The organism is Leptotrichia sp. HMT-225 (genome assembly GCF_030644325.1).
In the GTDB taxonomy this organism is placed as follows: Bacteria; Fusobacteriota; Fusobacteriia; order Fusobacteriales; family Leptotrichiaceae; genus Leptotrichia; species Leptotrichia massiliensis.
The window spans coordinates 541016-567141 of sequence record NZ_CP130323.1 but is presented as its reverse complement, the minus strand read 5'-3'; the positions used below and the strand labels follow the sequence as shown (position 1 = coordinate 567141).

At 29.3% G+C, this 26126-nt stretch carries 28 protein-coding genes and 1 tRNA gene; 6 read left to right on the top strand and 23 right to left on the bottom strand.

What is annotated here, in order from left to right; genetic code table 11:
* Positions 1-13: 13 nt before the first annotated feature.
* From QU666_RS02810 to wzy, 6 genes are all read right to left on the bottom strand, one after another.
* On the bottom strand, positions 14-847 hold the full coding sequence (locus tag QU666_RS02810; RefSeq protein ID WP_021769530.1) for a glycosyltransferase family 2 protein: 834 nt from the start codon (positions 845-847) through the stop codon (positions 14-16).
* A gap of 21 nt (positions 848-868) precedes the next feature.
* The gene (locus tag QU666_RS02805) at positions 869-1642 is read right to left on the bottom strand and encodes an endonuclease/exonuclease/phosphatase family protein (protein WP_021769531.1); all 774 of its coding nucleotides are present in this window, start codon (positions 1640-1642) and stop codon (positions 869-871) included.
* A gap of 167 nt (positions 1643-1809) precedes the next feature.
* On the bottom strand, positions 1810-2577 hold the full coding sequence (locus QU666_RS02800; RefSeq protein ID WP_021769532.1) for a glycosyltransferase family 32 protein: 768 nt from the start codon (positions 2575-2577) through the stop codon (positions 1810-1812).
* 9 nt (positions 2578-2586) lie between these two features.
* The gene (locus QU666_RS02795) at positions 2587-3060 is read right to left on the bottom strand and encodes a GNAT family N-acetyltransferase (RefSeq protein ID WP_021769533.1); all 474 of its coding nucleotides are present in this window, start codon (positions 3058-3060) and stop codon (positions 2587-2589) included.
* 21 nt (positions 3061-3081) lie between these two features.
* Positions 3082-4026 (bottom strand): hypothetical protein, encoded by a 945-nt coding sequence (locus QU666_RS02790; RefSeq protein WP_021769534.1) that lies wholly within the window; start codon positions 4024-4026, stop codon positions 3082-3084.
* A 16-nt stretch (positions 4027-4042) separates the two neighbouring features.
* The gene (wzy, locus tag QU666_RS02785; RefSeq protein WP_021769535.1) at positions 4043-5437 is read right to left on the bottom strand and encodes an O-antigen polysaccharide polymerase Wzy; all 1395 of its coding nucleotides are present in this window, start codon (positions 5435-5437) and stop codon (positions 4043-4045) included.
* 262 nt (positions 5438-5699) lie between these two features.
* Here wzy and QU666_RS02780 point away from each other — a divergent pair, with 262 nt between their 5' ends.
* Positions 5700-5870 (top strand): hypothetical protein, encoded by a 171-nt coding sequence (locus tag QU666_RS02780; protein ID WP_021768275.1) that lies wholly within the window; start codon positions 5700-5702, stop codon positions 5868-5870.
* A 484-nt stretch (positions 5871-6354) separates the two neighbouring features.
* Here QU666_RS02780 and QU666_RS02775 read toward each other — a convergent pair whose 3' ends face one another.
* Both QU666_RS02775 and QU666_RS02770 read right to left on the bottom strand, forming a co-directional pair.
* Positions 6355-6654 (bottom strand): type II toxin-antitoxin system RelE/ParE family toxin, encoded by a 300-nt coding sequence (locus QU666_RS02775; protein ID WP_021768273.1) that lies wholly within the window; start codon positions 6652-6654, stop codon positions 6355-6357.
* A gap of 2 nt (positions 6655-6656) precedes the next feature.
* Complete coding sequence (locus tag QU666_RS02770) at positions 6657-6995, bottom strand: AbrB/MazE/SpoVT family DNA-binding domain-containing protein (protein WP_006805976.1); 339 nt, start codon at positions 6993-6995, stop codon at positions 6657-6659.
* A gap of 180 nt (positions 6996-7175) precedes the next feature.
* Between QU666_RS02770 and QU666_RS02765 the strand changes: the two genes are divergently transcribed.
* Positions 7176-7316, top strand: coding sequence for a hypothetical protein (locus QU666_RS02765; RefSeq protein WP_156908187.1), 141 nt, complete (start codon positions 7176-7178; stop codon positions 7314-7316).
* 683 nt (positions 7317-7999) lie between these two features.
* Here the strand turns inward: QU666_RS02765 and QU666_RS02760 are convergent.
* The 5 genes from QU666_RS02760 to QU666_RS02740 form a co-directional block, all read right to left on the bottom strand.
* Complete coding sequence (locus QU666_RS02760; protein ID WP_021770292.1) at positions 8000-8914, bottom strand: SPFH domain-containing protein; 915 nt, start codon at positions 8912-8914, stop codon at positions 8000-8002.
* Between the two features lie 32 nt (positions 8915-8946).
* The gene (locus QU666_RS02755; protein ID WP_021770291.1) at positions 8947-9372 is read right to left on the bottom strand and encodes an NfeD family protein; all 426 of its coding nucleotides are present in this window, start codon (positions 9370-9372) and stop codon (positions 8947-8949) included.
* A 214-nt stretch (positions 9373-9586) separates the two neighbouring features.
* The gene (locus tag QU666_RS02750; RefSeq protein ID WP_021770290.1) at positions 9587-10156 is read right to left on the bottom strand and encodes a hypothetical protein; all 570 of its coding nucleotides are present in this window, start codon (positions 10154-10156) and stop codon (positions 9587-9589) included.
* Between the two features lie 273 nt (positions 10157-10429).
* Positions 10430-13075: a valine--tRNA ligase gene (locus tag QU666_RS02745; protein WP_021770289.1), complete on the bottom strand. Its 2646-nt coding sequence runs from the start codon at positions 13073-13075 to the stop codon at positions 10430-10432.
* A gap of 190 nt (positions 13076-13265) precedes the next feature.
* Entirely contained in the window at positions 13266-13523 is a 258-nt protein-coding gene (locus tag QU666_RS02740) for a SemiSWEET family transporter (protein ID WP_021770288.1), read from the bottom strand.
* A gap of 150 nt (positions 13524-13673) precedes the next feature.
* Here QU666_RS02740 and QU666_RS02735 point away from each other — a divergent pair.
* A tRNA-Thr gene (locus QU666_RS02735) sits at positions 13674-13749 on the top strand.
* A 183-nt stretch (positions 13750-13932) separates the two neighbouring features.
* On the opposite strand, the gene QU666_RS02730 is transcribed toward QU666_RS02735, so the two are convergent.
* The 3 genes from QU666_RS02730 to QU666_RS02720 all read right to left on the bottom strand — a co-directional run bounded on the left by QU666_RS02730 (position 13933) and on the right by QU666_RS02720 (position 16116).
* On the bottom strand, positions 13933-14475 hold the full coding sequence (locus QU666_RS02730; RefSeq protein WP_021770287.1) for an OmpA family protein: 543 nt from the start codon (positions 14473-14475) through the stop codon (positions 13933-13935).
* A gap of 73 nt (positions 14476-14548) precedes the next feature.
* Positions 14549-14998: an OmpA family protein gene (locus QU666_RS02725; protein ID WP_021770286.1), complete on the bottom strand. Its 450-nt coding sequence runs from the start codon at positions 14996-14998 to the stop codon at positions 14549-14551.
* A 107-nt stretch (positions 14999-15105) separates the two neighbouring features.
* On the bottom strand, positions 15106-16116 hold the full coding sequence (locus QU666_RS02720) for a YiiG family protein (RefSeq protein WP_021770285.1): 1011 nt from the start codon (positions 16114-16116) through the stop codon (positions 15106-15108).
* A gap of 243 nt (positions 16117-16359) precedes the next feature.
* Between QU666_RS02720 and QU666_RS02715 the strand changes: the two genes are divergently transcribed.
* Positions 16360-16860, top strand: coding sequence for a TlpA disulfide reductase family protein (locus QU666_RS02715; RefSeq protein WP_021770284.1), 501 nt, complete (start codon positions 16360-16362; stop codon positions 16858-16860).
* A gap of 364 nt (positions 16861-17224) precedes the next feature.
* Here the strand turns inward: QU666_RS02715 and QU666_RS02710 are convergent, their stop codons facing one another.
* The 3 genes from QU666_RS02710 to QU666_RS02700 are packed head-to-tail and all read right to left on the bottom strand — an operon-like array spanning position 17225 to position 19980.
* Positions 17225-18190: an SPFH domain-containing protein gene (locus QU666_RS02710; protein WP_021770283.1), complete on the bottom strand. Its 966-nt coding sequence runs from the start codon at positions 18188-18190 to the stop codon at positions 17225-17227.
* A 20-nt stretch (positions 18191-18210) separates the two neighbouring features.
* Positions 18211-18897 (bottom strand): PspA/IM30 family protein, encoded by a 687-nt coding sequence (locus tag QU666_RS02705; RefSeq protein WP_021770282.1) that lies wholly within the window; start codon positions 18895-18897, stop codon positions 18211-18213.
* A 30-nt stretch (positions 18898-18927) separates the two neighbouring features.
* Positions 18928-19980 (bottom strand): hypothetical protein, encoded by a 1053-nt coding sequence (locus tag QU666_RS02700; RefSeq protein ID WP_036072036.1) that lies wholly within the window; start codon positions 19978-19980, stop codon positions 18928-18930.
* A gap of 334 nt (positions 19981-20314) precedes the next feature.
* Between QU666_RS02700 and QU666_RS02695 the strand changes: the two genes are divergently transcribed.
* The gene (locus QU666_RS02695) at positions 20315-20680 is read left to right on the top strand and encodes a hypothetical protein (RefSeq protein ID WP_036072034.1); all 366 of its coding nucleotides are present in this window, start codon (positions 20315-20317) and stop codon (positions 20678-20680) included.
* A 169-nt stretch (positions 20681-20849) separates the two neighbouring features.
* On the opposite strand, the gene queA is transcribed toward QU666_RS02695, so the two are convergent.
* The 4 genes from queA to prfA all read right to left on the bottom strand — a co-directional run bounded on the left by queA (position 20850) and on the right by prfA (position 25390).
* Entirely contained in the window at positions 20850-21872 is a 1023-nt protein-coding gene (queA, locus tag QU666_RS02690) for a tRNA preQ1(34) S-adenosylmethionine ribosyltransferase-isomerase QueA (RefSeq protein ID WP_021770279.1), read from the bottom strand.
* 99 nt (positions 21873-21971) lie between these two features.
* Positions 21972-23057, bottom strand: a complete 1086-nt coding sequence (locus tag QU666_RS02685; RefSeq protein ID WP_021770278.1) for a hypothetical protein — start codon at positions 23055-23057, stop codon at positions 21972-21974.
* A 121-nt stretch (positions 23058-23178) separates the two neighbouring features.
* Positions 23179-24327, bottom strand: coding sequence for a peptide chain release factor N(5)-glutamine methyltransferase (prmC, locus tag QU666_RS02680; RefSeq protein WP_369750593.1), 1149 nt, complete (start codon positions 24325-24327; stop codon positions 23179-23181).
* A complete protein-coding gene (gene prfA, locus QU666_RS02675) occupies positions 24308-25390 on the bottom strand; it encodes a peptide chain release factor 1 (RefSeq protein WP_021770276.1) in 1083 nt (360 codons plus the stop codon). The genes prmC and prfA overlap by 20 nt, the downstream gene beginning before the upstream one ends.
* A gap of 444 nt (positions 25391-25834) precedes the next feature.
* Here prfA and QU666_RS02670 point away from each other — a divergent pair, with 444 nt between their 5' ends.
* A complete protein-coding gene (locus tag QU666_RS02670) occupies positions 25835-25960 on the top strand; it encodes a hypothetical protein (RefSeq protein WP_304984861.1) in 126 nt (41 codons plus the stop codon).
* Positions 25961-26126 lie beyond the last annotated feature (166 nt).

The window sequence follows — 26126 nt, the reverse complement described above, 5'->3', positions numbered from 1 at the left end:
CTTCTCCTAATTTTTAAATTTTATATTTTGTATATCCTATTTTTCTCCCCTTCATCACAACCCTATGATATCTTCTATTTCTTGTAATAATCATTCCAACAAAACTTCTAAACTGCCGTTTCCAGTATTTCAGAATATAAAATCTGTTTTTTCTGCCTTTTACTTCCTTTTTTACCAATGCTCCAAAACCTAGAGCATATTTATAGGCACGTTCCAAATCATTATAATTTCCCTTTTTAGCTGGATGGTAAATTATATCGTTTGCAAAATATCTTCCCTTGTAACCTTTGTGAAGTAATGTCAACACATAGTCAGTTTCTTCTCCACTTCCAAAAGTTGCACCAACTCCTAAATTTTCATCAAATAAAATGATGTCATCCTTGCCATAATTTACAAAAAATGTTATAGATTTCACAGTCGTATCGACACTATCCTTCGTTATTTCCGTGTCTTTTTTCTCCATAACACCTGTTCCATAGTTTTTCCCACGTTCAAGCGTACGGCACGAGTAAATTCGATAATTCTTTTTTCTTTCAAAAAATTCTACAACTTTTTCAAGTGTGTCGGGACTATATTCACAATCATCGTCAGGAAATCCCACAATTTCGCCTTTCATCAAGATAAGTCCTCTATTTCTATTTAGGCTTAACCCTTTTTCATCACTTTTTACATATTTTATTTTAAAGTCCTCTTCGTAGTCTTTCACAATTTCAAAAACTTCATTTCCTTCATTCTGATCCACTACAATTAGCTCAAAATCTTTATAAGTCTGTGCCTTCAGGCTTTTTAGAAACAAATCCAGTTCTGTTGTAACATTTATTGTTGGCATTACAAGGGAAATTTTCATACTTTACATCTCCTTCTTCTTTTATTTTATATCTAAAATTGTCATATACGGAAGATGATCCGACAGTTTTGTCCAGTCCTGCGTTGCATCATTAATAAAATAGCTTGATTTTACCTTCCATTTTTTCGACTGGCTACCAAAAATATAGTCAATACGTGGATCTGAAAGTGTTCTTACACCACTAGCATTGGATTCCATGTAAGTATCTCTCCAGTCTTTTGTAATTTCTTCATAATATTTTGTCGTTGGCAAAAAATTAAAATCTCCACTCAAAAACTTTATATCATCTTTATCAAAAAATTTTGTAAGTAAGTCCAGCGATTCCATTTCTTCAGGCTTTATCTGTTGCTTAAAGTCCAAATGCGTATTCATTACCAGCACCTTTTTCCCAAAAGTTTTTTTAGAAAGCTCTGCAACTATAAGCTGTCTTTTTTCTACCCCTTCCGACGGCAATTCATAAGTATATATTTTCTCAAGCGGATATTTTGAAATAAATGAAATTCCATATTCTCCACCATCATAATCTCTTGATTTCTTAAAAAAATAATAATCATAACCAAGAACTTTTGCAATATCAGAAGTTATATCACGAAAATTACTTCTTTTCGTAAACTTGTCAACTTCCTGAAGCGACACAAAATCAGGCCCATACGGCTTAATGCTCTCACCCAGCTTCTGTCCATCCGTAAGCCTTCCTCCATAAATATTATATGTCATTATCTTAAATTCCTTAGCCCAGCTAACAGTTGCCCCACAAATCATAAGCGACAACAATATTTTTTTTAAATTACTCATTTTTCCAATATTTCTCCTAATCCTTCTTTATTTTCTCAAAATAACAGTTTCTCTAATAAAAATTTATCTGTTATTCCAAATTTTTCATTCAATTATATCACTTTTTTTAGTATCTACCAAACCTTTTTATTTTTACTTTTTTATTTCTATCTAAATACTCCTTATTTTTATCTCTTTTCCTTCAAATAAAACCTCGCAATTATCCTCATCTTTTTAACCAGTTTTTTTACTCCTGACAAATGCTTCGTTTCCAAAAACAATCTAGCCTTCAAACTGCTCCAGCTGTCATTCCACCAATGAATTCCGTATGTTTTAGGTTTTATGCAATCATCAGAATAAACATCCTTAAATCCGTAAGGATAAAAATATTCTTTCGGAAAAATAACTATCTCCCCATTTTTCAAAGCATTTTCCCTTTTCTCGCTCAAATTATACTTTTTCTCAAAAGTATAGGTAAAAATCTTAGGAATTGTCCAAATCGGCTTTTTCCAAATGTCATTCTCGTAAAAATCTTTAATGTCCTTTAACACTTGATTATGCTTAGTTGTCCCAAAAATCCCAACACTTATGTGTTTTTCATCTTCATAGCCAATAAAAAAATTCATCTTCCCATTTTTAGAAAATTCATCTTTCCCTTCCAAAATCGGTGTCAAATCCTTAATTATTTCCATATCCGTATCCACATAAATTCCAGAATTTTCATACATAAAATGCACTCTCATATAATCTGAAACATACGCCCAAAGCCTTTTTTCATAACATTCACGAAAAAATCTATTTTTCGCAAGATGTTTTTCCATATCAAAATTTTTCTCATTTATCTCTATAATTTCAAAATTAGGCAGATTTTTCTTCCACGATTCCAGACATTTATAAAAAATATCTGGCTTTTTGGCGTTTCCAATCCAGACATAATATATTTTTTTTTCTATCATTATTTTCTCCTATTTTTCATCTTTTTTCATAATCATCATATACTTTTTCATCGGATTTTCAGTAACATTCACAACTTCAAATCCAACTTTCTCATACAATTTCTTTGCCCCCGCATTACAATCAAACACATTTAACGTAATCGAATTCACGTCCTCATCTTGAAAAATTAAATTTATAAACTCTATCAAAGCACTTTTTCCAAGTCCTTTTCCAGTAAGTTCGGGATTAATCAAAAATCTTCCAATATGGACATTATCCATCTCTTTTCGTATTTTCTGAATAATCCCCACAAACTCATTCTCACAAAAAATCGAGTAAATATCATTCAAATCATCAATCTGACTTTCTGTAAGTGGAAAATCAAGACTTTTTCCAGCCCATTGCTCAAGAAAGTCCTTTCCCTTTTTATTAGTCCATTTGACTATATCATTTTTATTTTTATCATTTATTCCGTCTATTATTTCTATATTTTCTACTTCCATCAACGTTAAACTCCTATTTTCCTACACCAACTCATATTCAATTCCATTAACAATACAAAATTTCAATATTTCTTCATAAAAAGTTTCGTAATCCTCATCCTTTCCAGAATTTTTAAACTCTGAATTTTTAGAGGTAATTAATGTATAAACCTTTTTTTCATTATTTCCAAAAATTTTTAATATTCTGTATCCAAAATCTATCGTTCCACTTTTTGTATTCGGATTTGTAATCATTAACTTTTTTATATCATACTTACTGTATTTTTCATCATCAATACTTATAAAATTACTAAATATTTTTATAATTTTCGGTGTATAAATTTTTATTCTGATTAAAGAAATAATTTGTAAAATAATAACTCCCAAAATAATAATTATCAAAAAGTAATTCAAAAAAATATTATCAGAATAAACTATTTTAACTACTATCAAGATAAAAATTATTTTAATAGTATTTTTAAAAATATCTTTGTATTTTTCTGTAAATAATTCTTTTTTTGGAATTTCAAATACTGTATTTTCAATTTCCATTTTTTCAAGTTGAAATTCACAAATAATTTTTTCAAGTTTTAAGCAGTTTTTCTTTCCAAACAAATAAATTGGAACATCATAGTAATCTACTGATAAATGTTTTAATACACTACTCCAATGCTTTTGATAAAATATCCTAATATTATCTTTTTCTATTCTCACACACCAAACTTCTTTTCCTCTTTTATAATATGTCAAAATATTGTCAAAGGCTTCAATTTTTTTATTAAAAACAAAAATAGATAAAATTAAAAATAGTATGATTGAAAGCAGAACAGTTAAAAAACATTTAAAAAATATTTCATTTATTGAAAAATCGAAAGAAAATCTCCATCCCCAAAAAAGTAATGCTGGAATATAAATCAATTTAAATACCATTTTTAATTTCTCTACCCAATGCACTTTAAATACTTGTTCTTTCTCATTCAATCCCACTCAACTCCCTAAAAAATTAAATCAGTTCCTTCTTTTCCTCAATTTTTCTATACATATAGTCAAAACTGAAAATTATCACATAAACTGCTATTAGCATTGCCATATTTTTTATTAGCCCTTCTCCGAAGAATGAGCCTCTTGGGATATAAAATAAATTTGGTATGAAGTAATAGCTTGTTAATAATAAAAATCTATTTTTTACAACATATTTTTCGTATTTTATAATAAAAATTCCAAGCAGAATTGAAATTACAATTAACCAGAAGTAGCCTAAATCATACATTTCTGCGATATAGTTTGAGCCAATTCCTTCTCCTTTTAAATAAGCACCTGAATTTAGGTAATATGTTAATTTATCCGCAATAGAGTTGGTTGTGGCAAGTGTTTCCAGCGACTGTGGCTTAAAGCCGAATATTCCCTGCAAGATGTAGGGGTAGCTTCCGTTTCCAACAATGCTGTGCTTAAAATTGATTGTGTAGCCAAGTACAAGATAACTTACTCCTTGAGAAAATAGAAAATTAAAAATTGTGTTTACTAAATCCAGACTGAATATTTTTTTACTTCGTACAGACACTAGAATTTGTGAAAAAATCACGGTAAATCCTACTAATTTTACCATTGTTTTGGCTTTTATCCTGATTCCATAGACTTTTGCGTAATACCACATTATAAAAAGAAGCTGTGTCAAAAATATTGCTCTTGCCCCCTTAAACGAATCCAGCAGTTTTACCATAAGATAAAGTGAAGAAATTGTCAAAAATTTTCTTTTGGATGGAATTGAAATTAAAAATATCAAAAATCCAATTGTCATTACTGTACCAGAGCCTTTTGTAAATGCAGGATAATCAACCCCTTTTAAAATTCCAGTATAATAAGCCTCGTATCCAGCCCGCAAAATAACCCTCAGTTGAATAAACATCTTGTAGGCCAAAGCAGGCAATGAAATTATAAACAGAGCCATTCCAACATTCGTAAACAGCCTTCTGCTTTCAAGCGTAACACTGCTTCTAATATCACTAATCTTCTCATTTGAAATCGCAATGAAAAATCCTAGATGTGTAAACAGTAATACTAACAGAAAAACATTTATTATCTCATTTCTCACATCATAAAAAAAATAAAAGTTAGCAAACTTCGTAGCCCATCCAAACTCCCTATAATTCACAATATCCAGAAATATCCTTGTAAAATTAAACAAAAACAGCGTATACAAAAAAATCATATACGAATTTAGCCACTCCAAATAAATTTTCGCTGTAAAAAACGTATAAATATAAACACCCATAAGTAGACATTCCAAAAATTTCATCTCCAGCGCCTCATTCTGAAAAGTAGCTACATTTTTCAAAAATAGCACAAATGCTATAAAAAATATATGAAATATCAAAAACCCAATTTTATCTTTTTTCATCAATTTACCTCTATTTTTCAATTTTTTCTTATTATTTCATCTAAAATTTTACCATATCACCATTAAAACTTCAATCAGAAATGTTGTATCATTATTTAATTTTTTTTACTTTAAAATCGTTTTCATTTACTAAATAAAAATTTTAAAACTAACAACTTTCTAATGAAATTCAAAAAAAAAAAAAAAAAATAGTGATATAATTTAAATAAACAATATTTTTTAAAACAACAAACAAAAATAATACAAAGGAGCTGATTTTTATATGAAAAGTCTATTTAAAATTTTGATTATCGCTATGCTTGGCTTGAGTGTTGTCGGATGTGAATTGCTTGATCCAAAAGGATGGGAAAGAGCACGTCAAAAGGCAGCCGAAAGAGGAAGAAAATGTTATGAAAAATATAACGGAAATGTATACTGTGAGGATACTAAATAAAATATTAATTTATAAATTAATATAATAAAAATACAAAGTTGAAATATTTGTTTTAGGGAAAATTGCTCTATATAAAATTTTGAGTAATTTTCTTTTTTTATTTCAAAAAATTGATTTATCTTCTCCAAATAATTCAAATAAACAGAAAAACTCAAACAAATCCTATTTTACTGAAAACTTAAAATCTCAAAAATTCTATAACAAATATCTTTCTAATTTACTAAATCAGCAGAACTTTTATTTGTTCGACTGCAATTTTCTGACAAGTAAAAAGAAAAGTCTTGAAGTTGGAAATAAAAATGGAAATCTGGCAACAGGCATTATGTAGCTAATCTTAATTACTGGGATAAATATTTACTACAATAAAAGTAATGAATAAACAGGTAAAAAAGAAAAAATGTAATGAAAATAGTAAAAACTGCTATTAAAAAAATCAAATCTTTCAGAAATTACTTAAAAAATTTGACTTTTTTCTTACTCTATTTTATTGTGACTTCAAATATTTTTTTAAAGTTTTATAAAAATTTTCTCTTGTTCCTGCTAATAGTACAATAACTATTTTTTTATCTTCTATCTTAATTGTATACGCTAGTTCATAGTTAATTTTATTGTAAAAAATATCATAACCATATATGCCTGCTAAATCTGATTTTTTCATTTCTCCTATTTCAGGATTTTCCTTAATTTTTTTAATCGCTTCAGCAAATTTTTCTTTTAATTTTTTGTCTTTTAATTTCTTAAAATATTTTGTAGCACCAGTGGATATAATCACTTCCGTTTCCATTATTAATCCTCCCCAAATACATCCTCATAGCTTACCCCATTTTTTTCTGTGTCCGATATTAATTTCTGAATTGCAGGCTTGATATTATTTTTTCTAACTTTAAATTCTTTTAGAAGTTCTTCTCCTGAATATCCCTCCTTTATCAAGTCCTCCAAAATCAAATCTGAAAATTCCATATCTTCATTTTCTTTCACAGGCGTTACAATCAAAGAGCCTTTGCTAACCTTTATTTTTGCCTCTTTTGTAAAACCTAGATGTTCCATAACTTTTTTAGGAATTGTAATCTGATTTTTAGAAGAAATCGAGATTGTCTTATTCATTTCCAAAATATTACTTTCCATAAAAAAACTCCTTTTTTGGTTTCTTTGTTTCTTGGTAAAATTATAAACCTAATTTCAGGTTTTGTCAATTACATTTTAGAGCAAAAATATTTATAATCTAAAGTCAAAATTTATAATTATTGAACTTATCAACTTTAAAAATTTTGATTATCGCTATGCTTGGATTAAGTGTTGTCTGATGTGAATTGCTTGATCCAAAAGGATGGGAGAAGGCTTCAGAGTACAGAAGAGAAAGAGGAAGAAAATGTTATGAGTATTCTAGCGAATATATACATTGTGAAAATACTAAATAAAATATTAATTTATGAATTAATGAAATAAAAATACAATACTTAACCAAAAAGGACAGGAACACATTCCCCCTTCTGTTTTAAATATCTATGTCAAATTATTATTCCATTTTATGTGTTAACTGCTTATGTTTTTATATTTTTATTGTACAATATTTTATGTTGGAATACAAGGTGTATTCTATATTTCTTCAATTTGTTATTTTCAAAATTTTAACTACTATCCTTTAGATTTTAAGCGATTTAATACTATTTACCCATTTAAATAACGAAATTATTACAAACTTTTCTAATAAAGGGTATAAATCTAATATTTTCAAATAATTAAAATATAATTTTCATTTTTCAAACAGATTCTAGTATAAATAACCCGTCGGAGCATTTTTCTGTGCTGGCAAAACTGTCTGAGCATAGCGAGTTTTTTGTCAGTGCAGAAAAATGTCGTAGAATAGCCATAGGTTATTGCGTAGCAATCTTGCCACAATTTTAATTATTAGGATAAACTTTTACTGCAAGATAAGGTTTTGCGGCAATGAGCAATCCTACAAAAATAAAAAGAAAAAACATAATAATATGAAAAAATATTTATTAATCAAAATATCTAAAAAATAAATAAAAATAATTTACTTGAATGATTATGAATTCGTTATTAAACAACCCTATTATAAAAATTTCCAAAAAAAAGACTGAACATGTTGTCCAGTCCCATATAATCTATTTTTGTTCCACATCTTTATCTTTTTTAGCAAGTTCCGAAAATGCTGTAACCATTCCAGCCAGATTTTGTAATTCGCTTGGAATAATGATTTTTGTTGATTTTCCGTCTGCCACTTTTTCAAATGTTTCCATTCCTTTTAGTGACAATACCTCTTTTGTTGGTGCTGCTTCGTTTAACAGTTTCAACGCTTCTGCTTGTGCTTTTTGAATTGATAAAATTGCTTCTGCACGCCCTTCGGCTTCTTTTATCTGCTGTTCTTTTTTAGCTTCTGCTCTTAAAATTGCAGCCTGTTTTTCTCCTTCTGCAACCAAGATTGCCGCTTCTCTTTTTGCTTGTGCTTCCAGAATGTTTGCCCTTTTTTCACGCTCTGCCTTCATTTCCTTTTCCATTGCTACACGAATGTCAGCTGGTGGCAAGATGCTTTTCAATTCCACACGGTTTACTTTTATTCCCCAAGGATCTGTGGCATCATCCAGTTCCTGACGCATTTTCGTGTTGATAATATCTCTTGAAGTCAATGTCTGATCGACTGTCATATCTCCAATAATATTTCTCAAAGTTGTTGCTGTCAAATTTTCAATTGCTGAAAGTGGACGTTCTACTCCATAAGTGTACAGCTTCGGATCAGTTATCTGAAAATAAACAACTGTATCAATTTGCATTGTGGCGTTATCCTTTGTAATAACAGGCTGTGGAGGAAAATCCACAACTTGTTCCTTTAAAGACACGCTTCTTGCAACCCTATCAAAAAATGGATTCAGAAAACTAAGCCCCGAACTTAGGGATCTATCGTATTTCCCCAATTTTTCAATAATAAGTACACGTGATTCTGGTACAATCTTTATCGATTTAAAAATGTAAATTAACGCTATTACAATAAGAATAACTATTAATGGTAAACTCCAATACATAATAATACCTCCTATTTTTATTTAAAAAATTATCATTTTCTTTCAAGAATTATCTTGTTGCCTTTAAAGCCTTTAATTTTAACAATTTCTCCATTTGACAATATTTGCTCGCTTACTCCTGTCCAAATGGACCCTTTAAATTTTACTTCATATTCCTTTTCAGTTTGTTTAGTATCGACTACTTTTTCAATTTTTACATCAGTCCCTTTCATGCTCGCATCAAAATTTGTCTTTCTTTGCGATTCAATATATTTTCTCAAGACTGGACGTGTAAATATTAGAAAAATTACCGAAAGTACAGCAAATATTAAAAACTGTATTAGTGAATCTTCTATAAAATTTGCAAGAAACATTACAATTAAAGCTGAAAGTGCAAACCAAATTGTTACAAGCCCCGGAATAATTATTTCCAGAATTGCCGCTGTTCCTGACAAAATTGCCCAAAATAATGCTCCCATTTTTCTCTCTCCTTTTTTCTGATAAATACTTTAGCTACAAAATCTTAAAGTCCTGAAAAACCTACTCCAACATGAATCGAATTTGTCCCTTTTCCAGTACTGCTGCAAGCTACAAGTGTAAACAAAATCATAATCAAAATAATTAGTTTTTTCATTTCATCCTCCTAACTTTTTCAGTTATAAATTTTTAAATTTTAGTAACAAATTTATCGTTCTACTTTATAACAAATCTCCAGTTGCCATCAACTTTTTCCATTAATTCTCTGCTTTCTCCATAACTATAAACAGCATTTTTTAAATTTAATTTCACAACTTTTCTTGCAGTATCCTTTATTATGCTGTCTATTTTTTGTTTGTCTGTATTTGATAAAATTTTTCCATCAATTTTTTCAAAAGAATAACCCATTTGTCTTTTAAATTCATTTTTAAACATTGCATCATATTTAGGCAGAGAATTTGTTCCTATTGTCGGAGTTTTGTATTTAGCTGTTATTTCTGCTTTTTTTTCACTTAAAAATTCAATTTTAGTGATTGTTATTTGAGCATTTGTAGACAGTATAATAAGCGTTTCATCAACAAACTTGCTGTATATCTCGTCTGATAAATTTTTATTTTTTTTATCTTCTATACGTGAAAAATGATTTTTCAATCCAGATTCTGTGAATGTATTTATTACACTTTTTTCTATAAGCACAGAATTTTTTTCCATTTCGCTCTGCGTCATTTTTACAGAAGTTCTTTTAGAAATTTTATATTGTGCTGTAAAACTTATAGAAAATATCATTAAATACAACAATATTAAGAATTTTTTCATAGCCTTAACAACCTTTCCTTAAAATTAAAAATAAACTCCAACTCCACCATGTACTCCACCCGGTCCAACACCTACATTAGCTGATAAGCACGAACTTAAAGCTAAAGCCAATAAGACCAATATCAAAAGCTTTCTCATATTCCCTCCATTTTAAATTTATTTTACTTAATATATTTTACAACATAATTTTAATTTTTCAAGTTTTTTATTTATTAAACTTGTCTGATAACTTAAATCCTAATATTATTTATACAAATTCATTGATTCCTTAAACTTAGCAATTTTGTTTTCAAGCTCTTCTTTTATTCTTTTTTCTTTTTCCACAGCTTCAGGTTTTGCCCTGTTTACAAAATTTTCATTAGACAATTTTTTCAATACTTTATCTAGTTCAACTTGAGTTTTTTCAATGTTTTTTTCCAATTTTTCAATTTCCTTGTCTAAGTCAATTAACTCTGCTAAAGGAACAAAAATCTCAGTTGTGTCAACTAGTCTAAATCCAACAAGTTTTGGAATTTCCACATTAAATTCATATTTTTCAACATTTGCCAGTTTATCCAGTATTTTGGCATTATTTTGTAAAATATTCCTTGCATTTTCATCAGCTGTCTTGAAAATAACTTCAATTTTCTTAGATGGGGAAACATTTGCTTCTCCACGGATATTTCTAATTGCCGAAATAATTTCCTTCAGATAGTCAAATTCCTTTTCAGCCTCAATATTTATAAACTCTTTTTCCTCTTCTGGAAAATCTGATAACATAATTGTTTCTTCGCCAGTCTGTAATTTTTGCCAAATTTCCTCAGTAATAAACGGCATAAATGGATGCAGCATTTTCAGCCCTTTATCAAGAACATGTCTTAACACCCATTGTGCCACAACTTTATCACTGCCTTCCTGTCCATAGACACGTGTTTTGGCAATTTCTACATACCAGTCACAGAAATCTCCACGGAAAAATTCGTATGCCAATTTTGCAGCAGCGTCCAGTTCATATTTTTCCATATTTTCATTAATTAATTTTGAAGCAGTCTGCAATTTGGATAAAATCCATTTATCTTCAAGTTTAAATTCAGAATTATCCACAGTTGTTGAAACATCAAAATCTTCCAGATTTGACAATACAAATCTTGATGCATTCCATACTTTATTTGCAAAAGCTGAACCCATTTCAAGCAGTTTTTCTGAAAAATGGATGTCTTGCCCTTGTGAAGTATTGTATAAAAAGCTGAATCTTATTGCATCTGCACCGTATTTTGCTATCAAGTCAAGCGGGTCAGGCGAATTTCCTAAAGATTTACTCATTTTTCTACCTTTTTCATCCCGTATAATTCCGTGCAGATAAACATAATTAAATGGAATTTCATCTTTTATGTAAAGACTCATCATTACCATTCTTGCTACCCAGAAGAACAATATGTCTGCCCCTGTAACAAGTGCATTTGTTGGAAAGAATTTTTTCAGATCTTCAGTTTCATTTGGCCAGCCCAATGTTGAAAATGGCCATAATGCTGATGAAAACCAAGTATCAAGCACATCAGTTTCTTCCGTCAAGTTTACATCTTTTCCAAATTTTTCACGTGCCTGAATTTTTGCCTCTTCCAGACTTTTTGCCACAAAAACTGTTCCATCTTCTGAATAATAGGCAGGTATTCTGTGTCCCCACCAGATTTGACGTGAAATTGTCCAGTCCCTTATATTTTCCAGCCAGTTGTAATATACTTTTTCCCATCTTTTTGGGGTAATTTGAATTTTTCCATTTTTTACAACTTCCAGTGCTCTTTTTGCAAGCGGCTCCATTTTTACAAACCATTGTGTAGAAACTCTTGGCTCAATAATCGAATTACATCTGTAGCAATGCCCCACAGCATTTTTATGATCTTTTACTCCGACTAGCAGTCCCTGCTCTTCCAAATCAGCAAGTATAGCCTCTCTAGCTGCAAATCTTTCTAGCCCCTGATATTTCCCACCATTTTCATTTACATGTGCATCTTCTGTAAAAATATTTAAAAAGGCAAGTCCAGTTCTTTTTGCCACTTCAAAGTCATTAGGATCGTGTGACGGAGTCATTTTAACTACCCCAGTCCCAAATTCCATATCCACATATTCATCTGCCACAATTGGAATTTCCCTATTCATAAGAGGTAAAATTACAGTTTTTCCAATCAAGTGTCTGTATCTTTCATCATTTGGATTTACTGCAACCCCTGTATCTCCAAGCATTGTTTCAGGACGAGTTGTAGCAATTACAAATTCCTCATCACTATCCTTAACTGGGTATCTGATTTCCCAGATTTTTCCATTTTTATCCTCGTGATTTACCTCATCATCAGCAAGTGCCGTCTTGTCATGCGGACACCAGTTTACAATGTATTCTCCACGATAAATAAGCCCATCATTGTAAAGTTTGATAAATACTTCCTTTACAGCTTCTGAAAGCCCTTCATCCATAGTAAATCTCTCTCTTGTCCAGTCCAGTGAAACTCCCAGTTTTCTAAGCTGCTTTGTAATCAGCCCACCATGTTTTTCCTTCCATTCCCAAGTTCTTCTCAAGAACTCATCATATCCAATTTCCTCTTTGGAAGTTCCTTCATCAGCCAGCATTCTCTCAACTTTATTTTGCGTAGCAATCCCAGCATGATCCATCCCCGGAATCCAAAGTGTATCAAAGCCGCTCATTCTCTTATACCTAATAATAGTATCCTGTATTGAATTATTAAGCATATGCCCCATGTGCAAAATTCCTGTAACATTTGGCGGCGGAATAGCAATTGAATATCCTGGCTTTTCTGCATTGTGCTGTGCATTAAAATACCCTTTTTCTTCCCATATTTTATACCATTTATCTTCTATTTCATTTGGTGAATAAACTTTATTCAGTTCGTTTGGCATTATTTTTCCTCCTGTTTTAATTATATATAGTTTTTATTTAAATTTTTTTATTTCACAAATCATATTGTATATTTTATCACAAAGATGAGTTTTTTTCTACTTTTATAAAAAAATTAACAAAAAAAGCTCACTAAAATGATTAATCATCATTCAAATGAACTTTTCATATTAAATCTTTAAAATTAAATTTCTAAAATGCTGTAATCGTTGCAAGTAGCCCAAAGACTACCCCTGGAAAGTTTGCTGCTGATAAAGGATAATCTTTTTTTTCCTTTAAAAGCCCATAACTTGTCCATATTGTACAGTTAATTGCTGCTGCTAAAGGCTGTAAAAAAAATGTTTTGTGTCCGTGCAAATTTCCCATTATTTGTGGAACATAAGACACATACATTATTACAGAAAGTAATGTTCCAATCCATCCTAAGATTTTTAAATTCTTTTCACTCATTTTGTTCTCCAATCTTTTAAATTTCAATAAAATTAACAAGTATTAATAATAAAAGTATATCACAAAGTCTTTTGAAAAAACAACAAAAAATCAAATTAAATTTTCCTTGACATTACAATAAAAATTCGATATAATATCTTTGTAAATTTTGCCGCTTTAGCTCATCTGGTAGAGCAACTGACTTGTAATCAGTAGGTGGTTGGTTCGAGTCCGACAAGCGGCACCACTTTATAAAAATCACTCATATTATAATTTTAGGACTATTTTATTTTGATAAAATAGTTTTTTTTATAAATTTTTGAAAATATCAACTTTAATTTTTGGTATTAAATTATAAAATATTTTATAACTCAAAAAGAATAATAATCATAAAAATTTATAATAATATTTCTTTAAATTCATTTGATATTTATTCATCTATAAATCTTGATTCTTTATATTCCAAATCATTTAAAATGATTTCAATTCTTCTATTATTATATCTTCCTTCTACAGTTTCATTTGTATCCATAGGTTCCTCCCCACCTTTTCCTATAATTTTCACAATGGAAAATCTTTTATCTAATCCATATTCCCGCAATAATTTAGCCGCATTTATTGCCCTTTCCAAAGATAATTTTAGATTATGTTTTTTTGAACCAGTTGAATCTGTATGTCCTATAATTTCAAGGGAACCTTTTTCTATATGGGTATTAAGCATATTTGCAATGTATTTCAAATCATAACTTTCAGATTCATTCATTTTTTCTCCATCCACCTTAAATCCACGAACTACACATTTTCCATATGTCAAATCACAAGGTGGAAAACCGCAAATTATCTGAGTTGACTTTGGGGGTTCTGGAATATAATTAGTATTCTCTGTATTAACTTTTTCCTCTTTTTTTAAAATTTCCTCTGCCTGCACACTCATACTTGTTACTATCATCAAAAGTATAATTAATTTTTTCATAACCTTTTTTCCCTAGATAAATTCTATAATAAAATGCAATAAATTTTAACCCCCCCTTTTTTTAAATTCGATTTTATTTTCCTGAAGTTTCAAATTCCACATTATTCAAAAGAATCTCAACCCTTCGGTTATTGTATCTGCCATCAGCTCTATCGTCTGTATCCACAGGCGAATTTGCCCCTTCGCCTTTTATTTTTCCAAAGGAAAATCTTTTATCCAGCCCAAATTCCCTCATTAATCTTGCAAAGTTTTTTGCTCTTGTTTCTGATAATTTTAAATTATGTTTTTGTGAACCTGTAGAATCTGTATGCCCTATAACATCGATTGTTCCAGATTTGCCATATTTATTTAAATCATTGACAATTTCTCTAATAGTTGATGCTTCAGACTCATTCAGAACATTTCCATCTATGTTAAAACCTCTTATTACACATTTTTTTTCTTCTACTGAGCAAGGTCCTCCTAAATGTGCCATTACATTTATTCCAACTGCCATTACCAAAAATATAATTGCTTTCTTCATTACTATCACTCCTTAATATTTTTTCATTATAATTATAACACATTTTTGCAAAAAAAAAGAAAAATCTGATAAAATCAAATCTTTCTTTCATAAATTAATTTTAATTATTATTTTTTAGTTTTTTTCGCTAATAATTTGTTGTGTTCCTTTATTACTTCGTTGAAGTTTGCAAGTACATTTTCCGGTGTCCCTTCCTCAGTCTGTGCAAAGAAACTGTCACTTACAGATGAATGCGAAGCTTTTTCCTTTTTCTCTATTCTTTGGATAAATACATTTACAGATTGCCTAAATTTATTTGCTTTCTGGATAAATTCACTGTGGTCTCCAGGATTATATCCTTCTTTTCCGAGTTGTTTTGTATTTTTTATAGATTTTTCAAATTTATTAAAAAGTTTATCCATTTTTTCTTGAATTTTTTTGAATTTTTTGGCATTTCCTTTTACTGTAAAGTCGCTTGCATCAAGTCCTTGCTTATGGATTTCTTTTATAATTTTATCGCCTTCCTCAATAAATATAAATTGGTTGTATGTTATAAATTGTTTTCGTTTATCATAATCTTTTATCATCAGTTTTTTGATTTCATTGGATTTTTTTTCAAAAACTTCTTTATAACTTTTTGTCACTTGATTATATTTATCTAGTGAAGCAAGTAATTCTGTATGTAATGTTTGTGCTTTTGCGTAATTATCTTGTAAATATTGTTTGTTTTTGTAATATGTTTTCATTTCTTCAGCAACTGGCAACATTTTTTCAAGTATTGGAATCATAGCAATCGCCTTTTTATCTAGTTCATCTTTTTTGTCCTTGCTTGCTGATAATTCCTTTAATTTATCAATAAAGTTTTTATCTATAGCAATATCTGCTTCAATATCTTCAGTCTGAATATTTTTAAATTGTTTATCCATTCCTGCATCTTCAAAATAATACAACAACCCTTTATCAACATTTAATATTCTGTTATAAAATCGTATATGTTTATTATATTTATCTTTGTTTTTCTCTAATACAATCTGTTCCTTTGAAACACCACTTAACGATTTCTTTTCTACCTTTCCTGTTTGCCACGATAAAAAAACAATAACCAGCATTATTACTACTATTGCTCCTATTTTTTTCATATACCTTTTTCAATCCTCCTTTATTTTTTAACATCTAATTTATTTTAAAAATTTTTATTAACCATGTTTTAACTTCTTTGAGTTTAATTTCAAATTTATTTCACTACCTATACAATTATAATAATTTTTACAGATAATGTCAAATAAAAATAATATATTTGTAAAAAAAATTATTTTACATATTCTGAATAATATTATATAATCTAATTAACAATTTTAAATTTATAGAAAGAAGGGATACAAATGAAAAAATTATTAGTTATTATTTCAATGTTTATAGTATTTTTAGTTGGATACGGAAAAACAAAACCTTTTGAGGTAAATATGGAAATTGGAGCAAAGATTCCTAGCTTCGAGTTAAGAGAATTTAGTGGAAAATATATAAAAAGTAGAAAAATATTGAATAATGGTAAACCTACATTATTAGTATTTGCTGCTGAATGGTGTCCACACTGCCACACTGAATTACCAGAAGTTCAAAAATTTTATGATGAAAATAAAGATAGTATAAATGTAGCAGTTATATTTACAAGCAGAAAAACAAATTTAACATCAACAAAGCAATTTGTTGCAGAAAATAAATTTACTTTCCCCGTTTACTACGATGCCAATCAATCATTAATGAAAGGATTTAAAATTAAAAGCGTTCCAACTAACGTTGTAATTCAAAATTCAGTTATAGAAAATATTAATGAAGGAATACTGGATTACGATAGTTTAAAACAATTATTCTATATTAATTAGTTTTTTTAATTAAATAATCAAAAAAATAAAAATTAGTAGGTTTTATAAGTTTTTTGAATTCATTATTACAATCATTTTACTATTAAATCTACTAAAATAATTGTAAAACATGATCTAATAACTAGACATAAAAATCAGTTTAAAGATCATGTTTTTTTATGACAAAACAACATAAAATTTATTTTTTCACTTGTATTTAAAACTTTTCAATATCAAACCAATAATAACAAACAATATTATTGTACACTCAAACCTATTTAAAATTAAACTACTAAAATAATCTACATTAATAAAAATATGGACTAATCCTAAAAAATATTAAGAAATATTAGTCCATATAATTTTATGCTCCGAATTATAAAAATCAATACAATTTAGTTCCACATTCTGGGCAGAATTTACTGCCGTTTGTTTTTGTACCGCATTCTGGGCAGAACTTTGGTGCGGCAGTGTTTCCTGCAGATTGCTGGCTGTTTTGCATTTGATTTGACTGGTTCATCTGATTTGCCATCTGCTGTCCCATCATCATTCCCATCTGCATACTTGCCATACTTCCAGCCATATTTCCTGCTCCTCTGCCATTTTCCATTGAGTCAGCCATAGACATTTGAGTATATTTATTTACATCTCCAACCATACTTTGTCCTGCCGCCTTTTCCTGCATTCTCTTGACTTCTTCTGGGTAACTGAAGCTGGAAATAGAAAAGCTAGGAATGGAAAGCCCTATTTTTCGCATTTCAAAGTCCATATCTTCTTTTATGCCATTCCCTATTTCAAATGAATTTACTTGAAGATTGAACATATCTTTTCCTTCTCTTGCTATCCATTTCATAAGAAGCTGATCTAACATTGAAATTACTCTTTCCTTTACATCATCAATGTTAAATTGCTGTTTAATTCCAGCAATTTTATCAATTAATACGTTATGGTTATCGACTTTACAAGCCATTGTACCAAAGGCTCTTATTGGCATCCCTCCTGGAAGTCCTGGTGCTGGAATATTAATGGCGTTTTTGGTTCCCCACTTTACAGTGATTTCTTTTGTATTGACAAAAAGCACTTCTGCTCTCATTCCTGAATTAAATCCAAATTTAAACCCCTTCAATGTTGATAGAAAAGGCACAATTTGAGAGGCAATATCATAACTTCCCTCATTTTCAAACACACCTTCTACTTTTCCATTAAAAAGAAAAATTGCATCCTGTCCAGGTCTTATAATTAATCTTGAACCTTTTTTTATTTCCTTATTTGACCATTTCCAAAAAATCATCTCATCATTAAATTGCTCCCATTCTACTACGTTCGCAAGCTGATTGCCAAATAATCCCATTTTAAACTGCTCCTTTCAATTTATAAACCCATTTCCTTTTTCAATCTTTCCAGTTCTTCATCAACTGCTGATGAACTTTCTGATTCTCCACTGTCATATTTTTTCATAAGATCATCTACTTCATCTTTTTTAGGTGAATTAAGCTCTATAGACGCATTTGCTTCATCTAACATTCTATCTACTTTTTCTTCAATAGAATTAAATGAGTCCATTTTCCCGCTTATTCCAGTAGAAGATGTCATTGAGTTAATTTTTTCTGCAGATTTTGCCATTTTTATTTTTGCTTTTATTTCATTTCTTTTTGCATTAAGTTTTTGTATATCTGATGTAAGTTTATCATGCATTTCTCGCATTTTCAAAGAATTTTCAACTGCAATCATTTTTTCCTTTTCCAAAGAATCCAGCTTTATCTTGATAGACTCCTTCTTTTCCAAAAACATTCTTGCGTCCGCTTCATTTCCTGCTTGAAGAGCCTTTTTCGCATAACTTTCCATTTTTTTAATCTCGTCTTCACATTCAGCAACTTTTCTCTTCGCAGCACTTTCTTGTGCCATTACAGCAACAGTTTCAGCCTTTACACTACCTAAATCCTTTTCCATATCTCTTAGATACTGATCTATCATTTTTTCAGGATCCTCCATTTTGTCCAATAATGCATTAATATTAGACGACATAATTGTTTTAAATCTTTCTAAAATACCAGCCATTTTTATTCCTCCTAATTATTTTATTAAATTTTATTTATATAAATAGTAAATTATTGCTGCAGCTACAATTATTGCTGCTATCACAGCAAATGCTATCTTAACTGCAGATTTCGGATATTCTCCCACCATTATTCCACTTTCTCCATTTATAAGAACTTGATAGGATTTTCCATTAAAAGAATAAGACATTGAATACACAGGCAATAATAAAAGTCTATAATATTCATTGCTCCAATAAACATGAAATCTTATATTCCTTACTCTGTCATATCTTCTTAAAACATCCGAACTAATACTATTATAAATCCTATTTTCCATTATTTGCTTAGATTCTTCATATCCTTGCCTCATAGGAACCTTAAAAATTTCAGAATTATAACCTGACAAATATCCTGAAGCAAAATCTATTGTGTCCTCCACATTAAATCCACCTAGATTTCTTATAAGACTGTCCTTTAATGTTCTAGAGGCCCGCATTATTACATTTTCAAATTCATTTTGAACATTTCCTCTTACAAAATACCAGTCTGTAACTATTCTAGTCTTTATCTTCCCATCTTCTTCATAAGTTTCTGTTCTATCAATCCCTCCTTCAGCAGTATACTCACTATCCGCATCAGTATCAAAAGACCAGTATGGAAGATATATGCCTGTAACTTTCCCACTTTGATACAAAGTTTTCAGAACATTTGGAGCAAACCATCTTTTTTTTATCCATTCTGAAAAAAGCTGACCAACTTCTTTTTTATCAATTAAAAAAGGTTTCATTCCATCTGGTTCCAGTACAGATACCGCCTTTTCACTAAGCACAATATTTGAATCGCAGTAAGGACATGTTTGGGAAGTTTCAAAAGTATCCATTTCAATTGTAGCTCCGCAAGAACTACACTCCACAATTGTCTTTCCTTCACTTATTTGATTTTTTATTCTATTTTCATAATTATTTATACCATGTCTTTTGTTTGTAAAATTTTTTAGCAATTCTTCTTCTGTTCCACAATTTTCACATTTCAAATTCCCTGATTTTGGATCAAACCGCATCATTCCGCCACAATTTTTACATCTGAAATCATCACTTTTCATATTAACCACTTCCTTATTTAAATAACACCATTTTTTATTTAAATTTTTCCTAAACAATATAAAAAATTATTTTTTCATTACTTTACATTATACCATAAAAAAATGTAAAAAGTCGTAATAAATAAGACTTAAAAACAAATTATCACTAAATATTTTATTTAGGTAAACAATTACAATTTTTAGGAAATAACTCAAAAATTGCATTGTATTTACCTATTTTGTATGGTAGACTTCTATTGAAAGGTAAGCAATATAATTTATGTTAATTAAAAATACATTATATATCTATCTAAAATTAGACTTATTAAATGTTTATTTCAAGGAGAAGTTTATCATGAAAAAATTTAAATTTTTAGCTATATTTTTATTTTCTGCAGTTATTGGATTAGCAGGTATATCTAAATCATCCGCGAGTTCTTCTGATGTAATTAAGAGCCCTGATTCAAAAAATGCAATGTATATACCTAATGGTAATGGATTTACTAAATACATGTCAACTTCAGGATTGTCACAAGATATACTTAATGATATCAAATCTATACTAAATAACATAAAAGGTCAAACAATATATGTAAGAGATTACTCAATGTACCAAAGACTAAAAAGCTTAGGGGCAAGTGATATAACTAATTCATCTGATGAAATAGTCAAAACTGCAAAAGCTAAGTACGGTTATAACATATATATGGTTAGATTTTAGTTATAAGTTGTAATTATTATTTTAGTATTTTAACATAACATTTAATAGTTTATAATTTTAGTAATTTAACTCTACTTAACCAATAACTTTAATTAAATTAAACTGTTTCATTAATTTAGATCTGTAAAGTTTATGAAACAGTTTTTTATTTTTTATCAGAATTAATATTTTAATAAATAAACATCGAATCTCCAAAACTATAAAATCTATACTTTTCTTCAATAGCTTTCTTATAAGCCTCAAAAACAAACTCCTTACCACCAAATGATGAAATTAACATAATTAAAGTAGATTTTGGCAAATGGAAATTTGTAATTATTGCATCAACAATTTTAAAATTATAATCTCCATAAATAAAAATATTTGTATCCCCTTCTGAAGCCATGAGCTTTCCATTGTCATCGACTGAAGATTCCAATGTTCTTACTGAGGTCGTTCCTACCGCAATTACACGATTCCCTTTTTCTTTAGCTTTGTTAATAATTTTAACAGTTTCTTTAGGAATTCGGTACTTTTCGCTGTGCATTTTATGATCCAGAACGTTTTCCACCTGTACTGGACGAAATGTTCCAAGCCCCACATCCAAAAATACTTCTGTTATAATAACTCCTTTTTCACGGATTTTACCTAAAAGTTCATTTGTAAAATGAAGACCTGCAGTCGGTGCGGCTACTGATTCCCCCTCTTTAGCATAAACAGTCTGATATCTATCCTTATCCTCCAGTTTTTCCACAATATACGGTGGAAGCGGCATTTCTCCCAATTTATCCAAAATTTCCTCAAATCTTCCTTCAAAATTAAATTTTATAATTCTGTTCCCATCTTCCTTTATTTCTAGAAGTTCCGCCTCTAATACTCCCTCCAGAAATATAAGTTTTTGTCCAATTTTTAATTTTTTAGCAGGTTTTAGCAAAACTTCCCACGTATATAAGTCATATCTTTTTAAAAGAAAACATTCCAGCACAACCCCATTTTCCTTATGCCCAAACAGTCTTGCGGGAATAACTTTCGTACGGTTAATTACTAGAACATCATCTTTTTTTAAATAATCGATAATGTCATAAAATTTTTTATGTTCCAATGTTTTTTCTTTTTTATTTAATACTAATAATTTTGAATGATCTCTCGGATTTACAGCATGCTGTGCTATCAGTTCCTCAGGCAGTTCAAAATCAAAATCTGAAATTTTCATTTAATTTATTTCTCCTATTTCTATATTTTCTTTTTTTATTTTTATTTATTTCAAAGGAAACAGGGAATTTAATAATTCCCTGCCATAATTATTATTCAATTAATATGCTCTTCCAATTTCAAAAGTTTTGTATGTGTCTACTCTATTATACCATCCTTGTAGCCATCTTCTCTCATTTCTTGGAGCATTTCTCACACGTCTTGCCAATACATCTTTGGCAGAATTGCTAAATTCTACTAATGCACTTTGTCCTACTGCTGTTCCTTTCATATTTTCAAGCACTTGTCTTAATCCCCAAGCTATATTATTGTATGCAGAAACACCTTTCAATCCTTCACCTTTAAAGTTTACGTAGTCAATTAACGCATAAAGTCCATTAGGAGTATTTACCATTCTTTCAAACTGGTTTCTTAAATTTTCCTTGTTTGAAGACGCTTCAATCATTTTATCAAGTGAACCTTTTAACCTGTCATAAATAAACATTACTTGAATATCTCTTGTATTATCAAAAAATGCAATTAATTCTTGAATATCCTTATCACCATTAGCTTTTTTAGCCATTAATTCCGATTTACTGCTCCAAGGCGAATATCTAAATTCCGAAAGTAATTTTGGCAATGTAATACCTTGCTGTTTATAATAAGCAACCATATCAGGCAAGCTATCTCCAAAACCTTTTCTTCCGCCACTTGCTTTAAACCAAGTAAAATGTCCTATTCCAAGTGATGGAAAATTTTCTCCATCATTCCAGTCAACTAAATTATTTCTAATCCCGCCTGTTTCATTTTGGAAAATTTTTTCAGCTACAGCTAATAATTGCTCTTTTGATAATTTTACATCAGGCGTACCTTGCTGAGTTTTCCTATTTGCTGTATAAGTAGTATCTACATTTGGACGTTCATAACTTCCACTATCACGCATATTTCTTAAACTTGTATTTACATTTAAGTCAATGCTCTTATTGTTATATTGGTCCTTAATTAATTTTTCCAATTGAGAATTGCTAACATTTGTTCTTGTTGAAGCTACTAATTTTGGTTCAGGTTTTGGCGTATTTACAGTTTCAATTTTTTCTGATGCTGAAACCACATCCTTTATATTCTCACTTCCAAATGATATTATTGAGTATGTTAAGCCTAATAACAATGCTCCTGTCTTTTTAAAAATTCTCCTATCACTAATCATTAATTCATCTCCATTCTTTTTGATTAAATATTTTCTGATGTTTTAAGTTCCTTTTATAAAAATTTTATGGTAAAATAAAAATCTGAAATTATTTAATCCTTTTGTTAATTCTTAATTTTATTTATAATTTCTGCCCCACAACAACTCTATCCAGTCCAGCTAAATCCTCTATAACTTCCACATTTTTAAAACCTGAATTTGTCATAATTTTAGCAACATTTTTCCCCTGCTTATAGCCAATTTCAAATAATAAATATCCAAAATCAGCCAAATAATCAAGTGCTTTCTGACAAATCTCATAATAAAAATATAATCCGTCATTTTCTGCAAAAAGTGCTTCACTTGGCTCATGCAATAAAGTGTCATCTGACATAATACCAGCTTCATTAAGGGAAATATACGGTGGATTTGACACTATCATATCAAACTGCTTAAATTCAACATTTTCAAATAAATTTGATTTTAGAAATTTTATATTTGGAACTTTTAAAAGTTCCTTGTTTTTTTCAGCTGTTTCAAGTGCCTTTTCCGAAATATCCACGCCTAATACATAGGAATCCTTTATTTCCAATGCGGCTGTTATTCCTATTATACCACTTCCAACGCCAATATCAAGTATTTTTGGATGAATTTTTAAATTTTTTTCTAAATTTTTATTTTTTAGAATATTATTTTTTAAAATTTCAATCATCTTTTCAACCAAAACTTCAGTATCCTGACGCGGAATTAAAACTCCCTTATCAACGTAAAATTTTCTTCCATAAAATTCCTGTTCATTTAACAAATATTGAACTGGAAATTTTTCACGTCCGACTTTTTGAATAAAATATCTGATTTTTTCGATTTTTTCATCTTCAATTTCATCTCTATACTTTGTAAAAAGCATCATTCTATCGACATTCAAGACATGTGAAAATATAATTTCAGCAATTAGCTTACTTTCATCAATACTATTCTTTTCAAGATATAAAATACTTTTATCAAGCAATAATTTTAACTGCTTTTCAGATTTTTCCATATTTTCAAAATCATTATTATCAGATATTTTTTTATCATTATTTATCACATCGTTTAGTTTTTCTCTAATTTTTTTTAACTCGTCTTCTGATAATATACGCTCAAATTCAGCATAAAGCATTATTCTTTCCATTTCCATCACTTCCGAAATTATACTTTCTGCTGTCAACCTGGCGTTTTTTATATTTTTTTTTTCCAAATAATTAACCGATTTATTCAAAATATCCAGCAAATTATTCATTGCTATTTCCAACCTCTTTTAATAATTCTGCCTGTTCATAAGCGATTAATGCATCTATCATTTCATCTAAATCCCCATCTAGAACACCATCTAATCTATGAAGAGTCAACTTAATTCTATGATCGGTAACTCTTCCTTGAGGAAAATTATATGTTCTTATTTTTTCAGATCTATCTCCACTTCCAACTTGTGAACGTCTTTCGTTTTCAACTGCACTTCTTTGTTTTTCGTATTCCATTTCATATAGCTTAGAAGCCAGTACTTTCATTGCAGCCTCTCTATTTTTTATTTGTGAACGTCCATCTTGCGAAGTTACCACAAGTCCAGTTGGCAAGTGAGTAATTCTTACGGCAGAATCAGTAGTATTTACGTGCTGACCACCCGCTCCGCTTGATCTGTATGTATCAATCTTTAAATCACTTGGATTAATTTCAACTTCACTTACATCATCTATTTCAGGCAATACCGCAACTGTAATTGTAGATGTGTGAACTCTTCCAGAAGATTCAGTAGCCGGAACTCTTTGTACACGGTGAACTCCACTTTCAAATTTTAATCTTGAATAAGCTCCATTACCTTTAATCAGGAATGTTACTTCCTTCAGTCCGCCAACACCAATTTCACTTTTGTCAATGATTTCAGTTTTCCAACGGTTTCTTTCTGCATATCTTGTAAACATTCTGAAAATATCAGCTGCAAACAATGCCGCTTCATCTCCACCCGCTCCAGCACGGATTTCCATAATAACGTTTTTATCATCATTAGGATCTTTGGGAAGTAAAAGGATCTTTAATTCTTCTTCAAGCTGTGGAATTTCTTCTTCGATTGAATGAATTTCTTCAAGCATCATTTCCTTCATTTCTGAATCTTTTTCAGCTTTTAAATCTTCCTTCAAGCTTTCCATTTCTTCTTTACGATTTTTGTAATATGTATATTTTTGAACAACTTCATCAATACTGTTTAAAGCCTTATTGTACTCCATAATTTTCTTTGGATCTGAAACAACTTCAGGATCCATAAGCATTTCTGTAAGTTCCTTATGCTTTAAAACAACATCGTCTAATTTTTGAAACATAATTGATTTTTCAACTCCTAAATTTTTAAATAATTTTTGAACTTTATTATATTGATTTTTTTTAATAAAGTAACTTTTAACACCAATTATTGTAGCATATTTTTAAACTTTTTTCAATTTTTTCTTGTACAAATTTCTATCAATTATTGTATGGTGTATTGTATAATCAAATGCAGTACTAATGTAAAATATACTTCTGAAAATACAACTAAAAAAATGAGACAAAAAAATTCTGTAATAATTAATTTAATCCTTGTTAAAAAAATTTAAATTTAATTTTTAAGTATTTATCTTAAGGACTTTTATAATTTTATTTATAAATATTATGATTAATAATAGTTTCTCTATTTTTTATTTAACGTTTTCTAAATTTAAAAACTTAAAACATAATTTTCATTTTTTAAACAGATTCTAGTATAAATTAATTCGTCGGAGCATTTTTCTGTGATGGCAAAACTGTCTGAGCATAGCGAGTTTTTTGTCAGCACAGAAAAATGTCGTAGACTAGCCATAGGTTGTAGGATTTGCGGCAATGAGCAATCCTACGAAAATAAAAATGAAAAAACATAGTAATATAAAAAAATATTCATTAATAATAAACAGTTTTTCAAAATCTGAATAAAAATCTCTTATATAAATAATTAATGATTAAAAGGCTTTAATTCCATAAATTTTCTCATTTTTACTATTTAAATGGGAAATAGTATCAGATAGAATAGAAATACAATATTTATCC

Excerpts from the sequence above, each read along its gene's own strand:
- prfA (WP_021770276.1), bottom strand. The coding sequence starts at position 25,390 with ATGTTTCAAAAATTAGACGATGTTGTTTTAAAGCATAAGGAACTTACA.
- QU666_RS02810 (WP_021769530.1), bottom strand. The coding sequence starts at position 847 with ATGAAAATTTCCCTTGTAATGCCAACAATAAATGTTACAACAGAACTG.
- QU666_RS02755 (WP_021770291.1), bottom strand. The coding sequence starts at position 9,372 with ATGGGAGCATTATTTTGGGCAATTTTGTCAGGAACAGCGGCAATTCTG.
- QU666_RS02730 (WP_021770287.1), bottom strand. The coding sequence starts at position 14,475 with ATGAAAAAATTAATTATACTTTTGATGATAGTAACAAGTATGAGTGTG.
- QU666_RS02780 (WP_021768275.1), top strand. The coding sequence starts at position 5,700 with ATGAAAAGTCTATTTAAAATTTTGATTATCGCTATGCTTGGCTTGAGT.
- wzy (WP_021769535.1), bottom strand. The coding sequence starts at position 5,437 with ATGAAAAAAGATAAAATTGGGTTTTTGATATTTCATATATTTTTTATA.
- QU666_RS02695 (WP_036072034.1), top strand. The coding sequence starts at position 20,315 with ATGAAAAAATTTAAATTTTTAGCTATATTTTTATTTTCTGCAGTTATT.
- QU666_RS02770 (WP_006805976.1), bottom strand. The coding sequence starts at position 6,995 with ATGGAAAGTAATATTTTGGAAATGAATAAGACAATCTCGATTTCTTCT.
- QU666_RS02705 (WP_021770282.1), bottom strand. The coding sequence starts at position 18,897 with ATGGCTGGTATTTTAGAAAGATTTAAAACAATTATGTCGTCTAATATT.
- QU666_RS02800 (WP_021769532.1), bottom strand. The coding sequence starts at position 2,577 with ATGATAGAAAAAAAAATATATTATGTCTGGATTGGAAACGCCAAAAAG.
- QU666_RS02700 (WP_036072036.1), bottom strand. The coding sequence starts at position 19,980 with ATGAAAAGTGATGATTTCAGATGTAAAAATTGTGGCGGAATGATGCGG.
- QU666_RS02710 (WP_021770283.1), bottom strand. The coding sequence starts at position 18,190 with ATGGGATTATTTGGCAATCAGCTTGCGAACGTAGTAGAATGGGAGCAA.
- QU666_RS02720 (WP_021770285.1), bottom strand. The coding sequence starts at position 16,116 with ATGAAAAAAATAGGAGCAATAGTAGTAATAATGCTGGTTATTGTTTTT.
- QU666_RS02725 (WP_021770286.1), bottom strand. The coding sequence starts at position 14,998 with ATGAAGAAAGCAATTATATTTTTGGTAATGGCAGTTGGAATAAATGTA.
- QU666_RS02805 (WP_021769531.1), bottom strand. The coding sequence starts at position 1,642 with ATGAGTAATTTAAAAAAAATATTGTTGTCGCTTATGATTTGTGGGGCA.
- QU666_RS02750 (WP_021770290.1), bottom strand. The coding sequence starts at position 10,156 with ATGATATTTTCTATAAGTTTTACAGCACAATATAAAATTTCTAAAAGA.
- QU666_RS02775 (WP_021768273.1), bottom strand. The coding sequence starts at position 6,654 with ATGGAAACGGAAGTGATTATATCCACTGGTGCTACAAAATATTTTAAG.
- QU666_RS02795 (WP_021769533.1), bottom strand. The coding sequence starts at position 3,060 with ATGGAAGTAGAAAATATAGAAATAATAGACGGAATAAATGATAAAAAT.
- QU666_RS02745 (WP_021770289.1), bottom strand. The coding sequence starts at position 13,075 with ATGCCAAACGAACTGAATAAAGTTTATTCACCAAATGAAATAGAAGAT.
- QU666_RS02740 (WP_021770288.1), bottom strand. The coding sequence starts at position 13,523 with ATGAGTGAAAAGAATTTAAAAATCTTAGGATGGATTGGAACATTACTT.
- QU666_RS02760 (WP_021770292.1), bottom strand. The coding sequence starts at position 8,914 with ATGTATTGGAGTTTACCATTAATAGTTATTCTTATTGTAATAGCGTTA.
- QU666_RS02685 (WP_021770278.1), bottom strand. The coding sequence starts at position 23,057 with ATGATTAGTGATAGGAGAATTTTTAAAAAGACAGGAGCATTGTTATTA.
- queA (WP_021770279.1), bottom strand. The coding sequence starts at position 21,872 with ATGAAAATTTCAGATTTTGATTTTGAACTGCCTGAGGAACTGATAGCA.
- QU666_RS02715 (WP_021770284.1), top strand. The coding sequence starts at position 16,360 with ATGAAAAAATTATTAGTTATTATTTCAATGTTTATAGTATTTTTAGTT.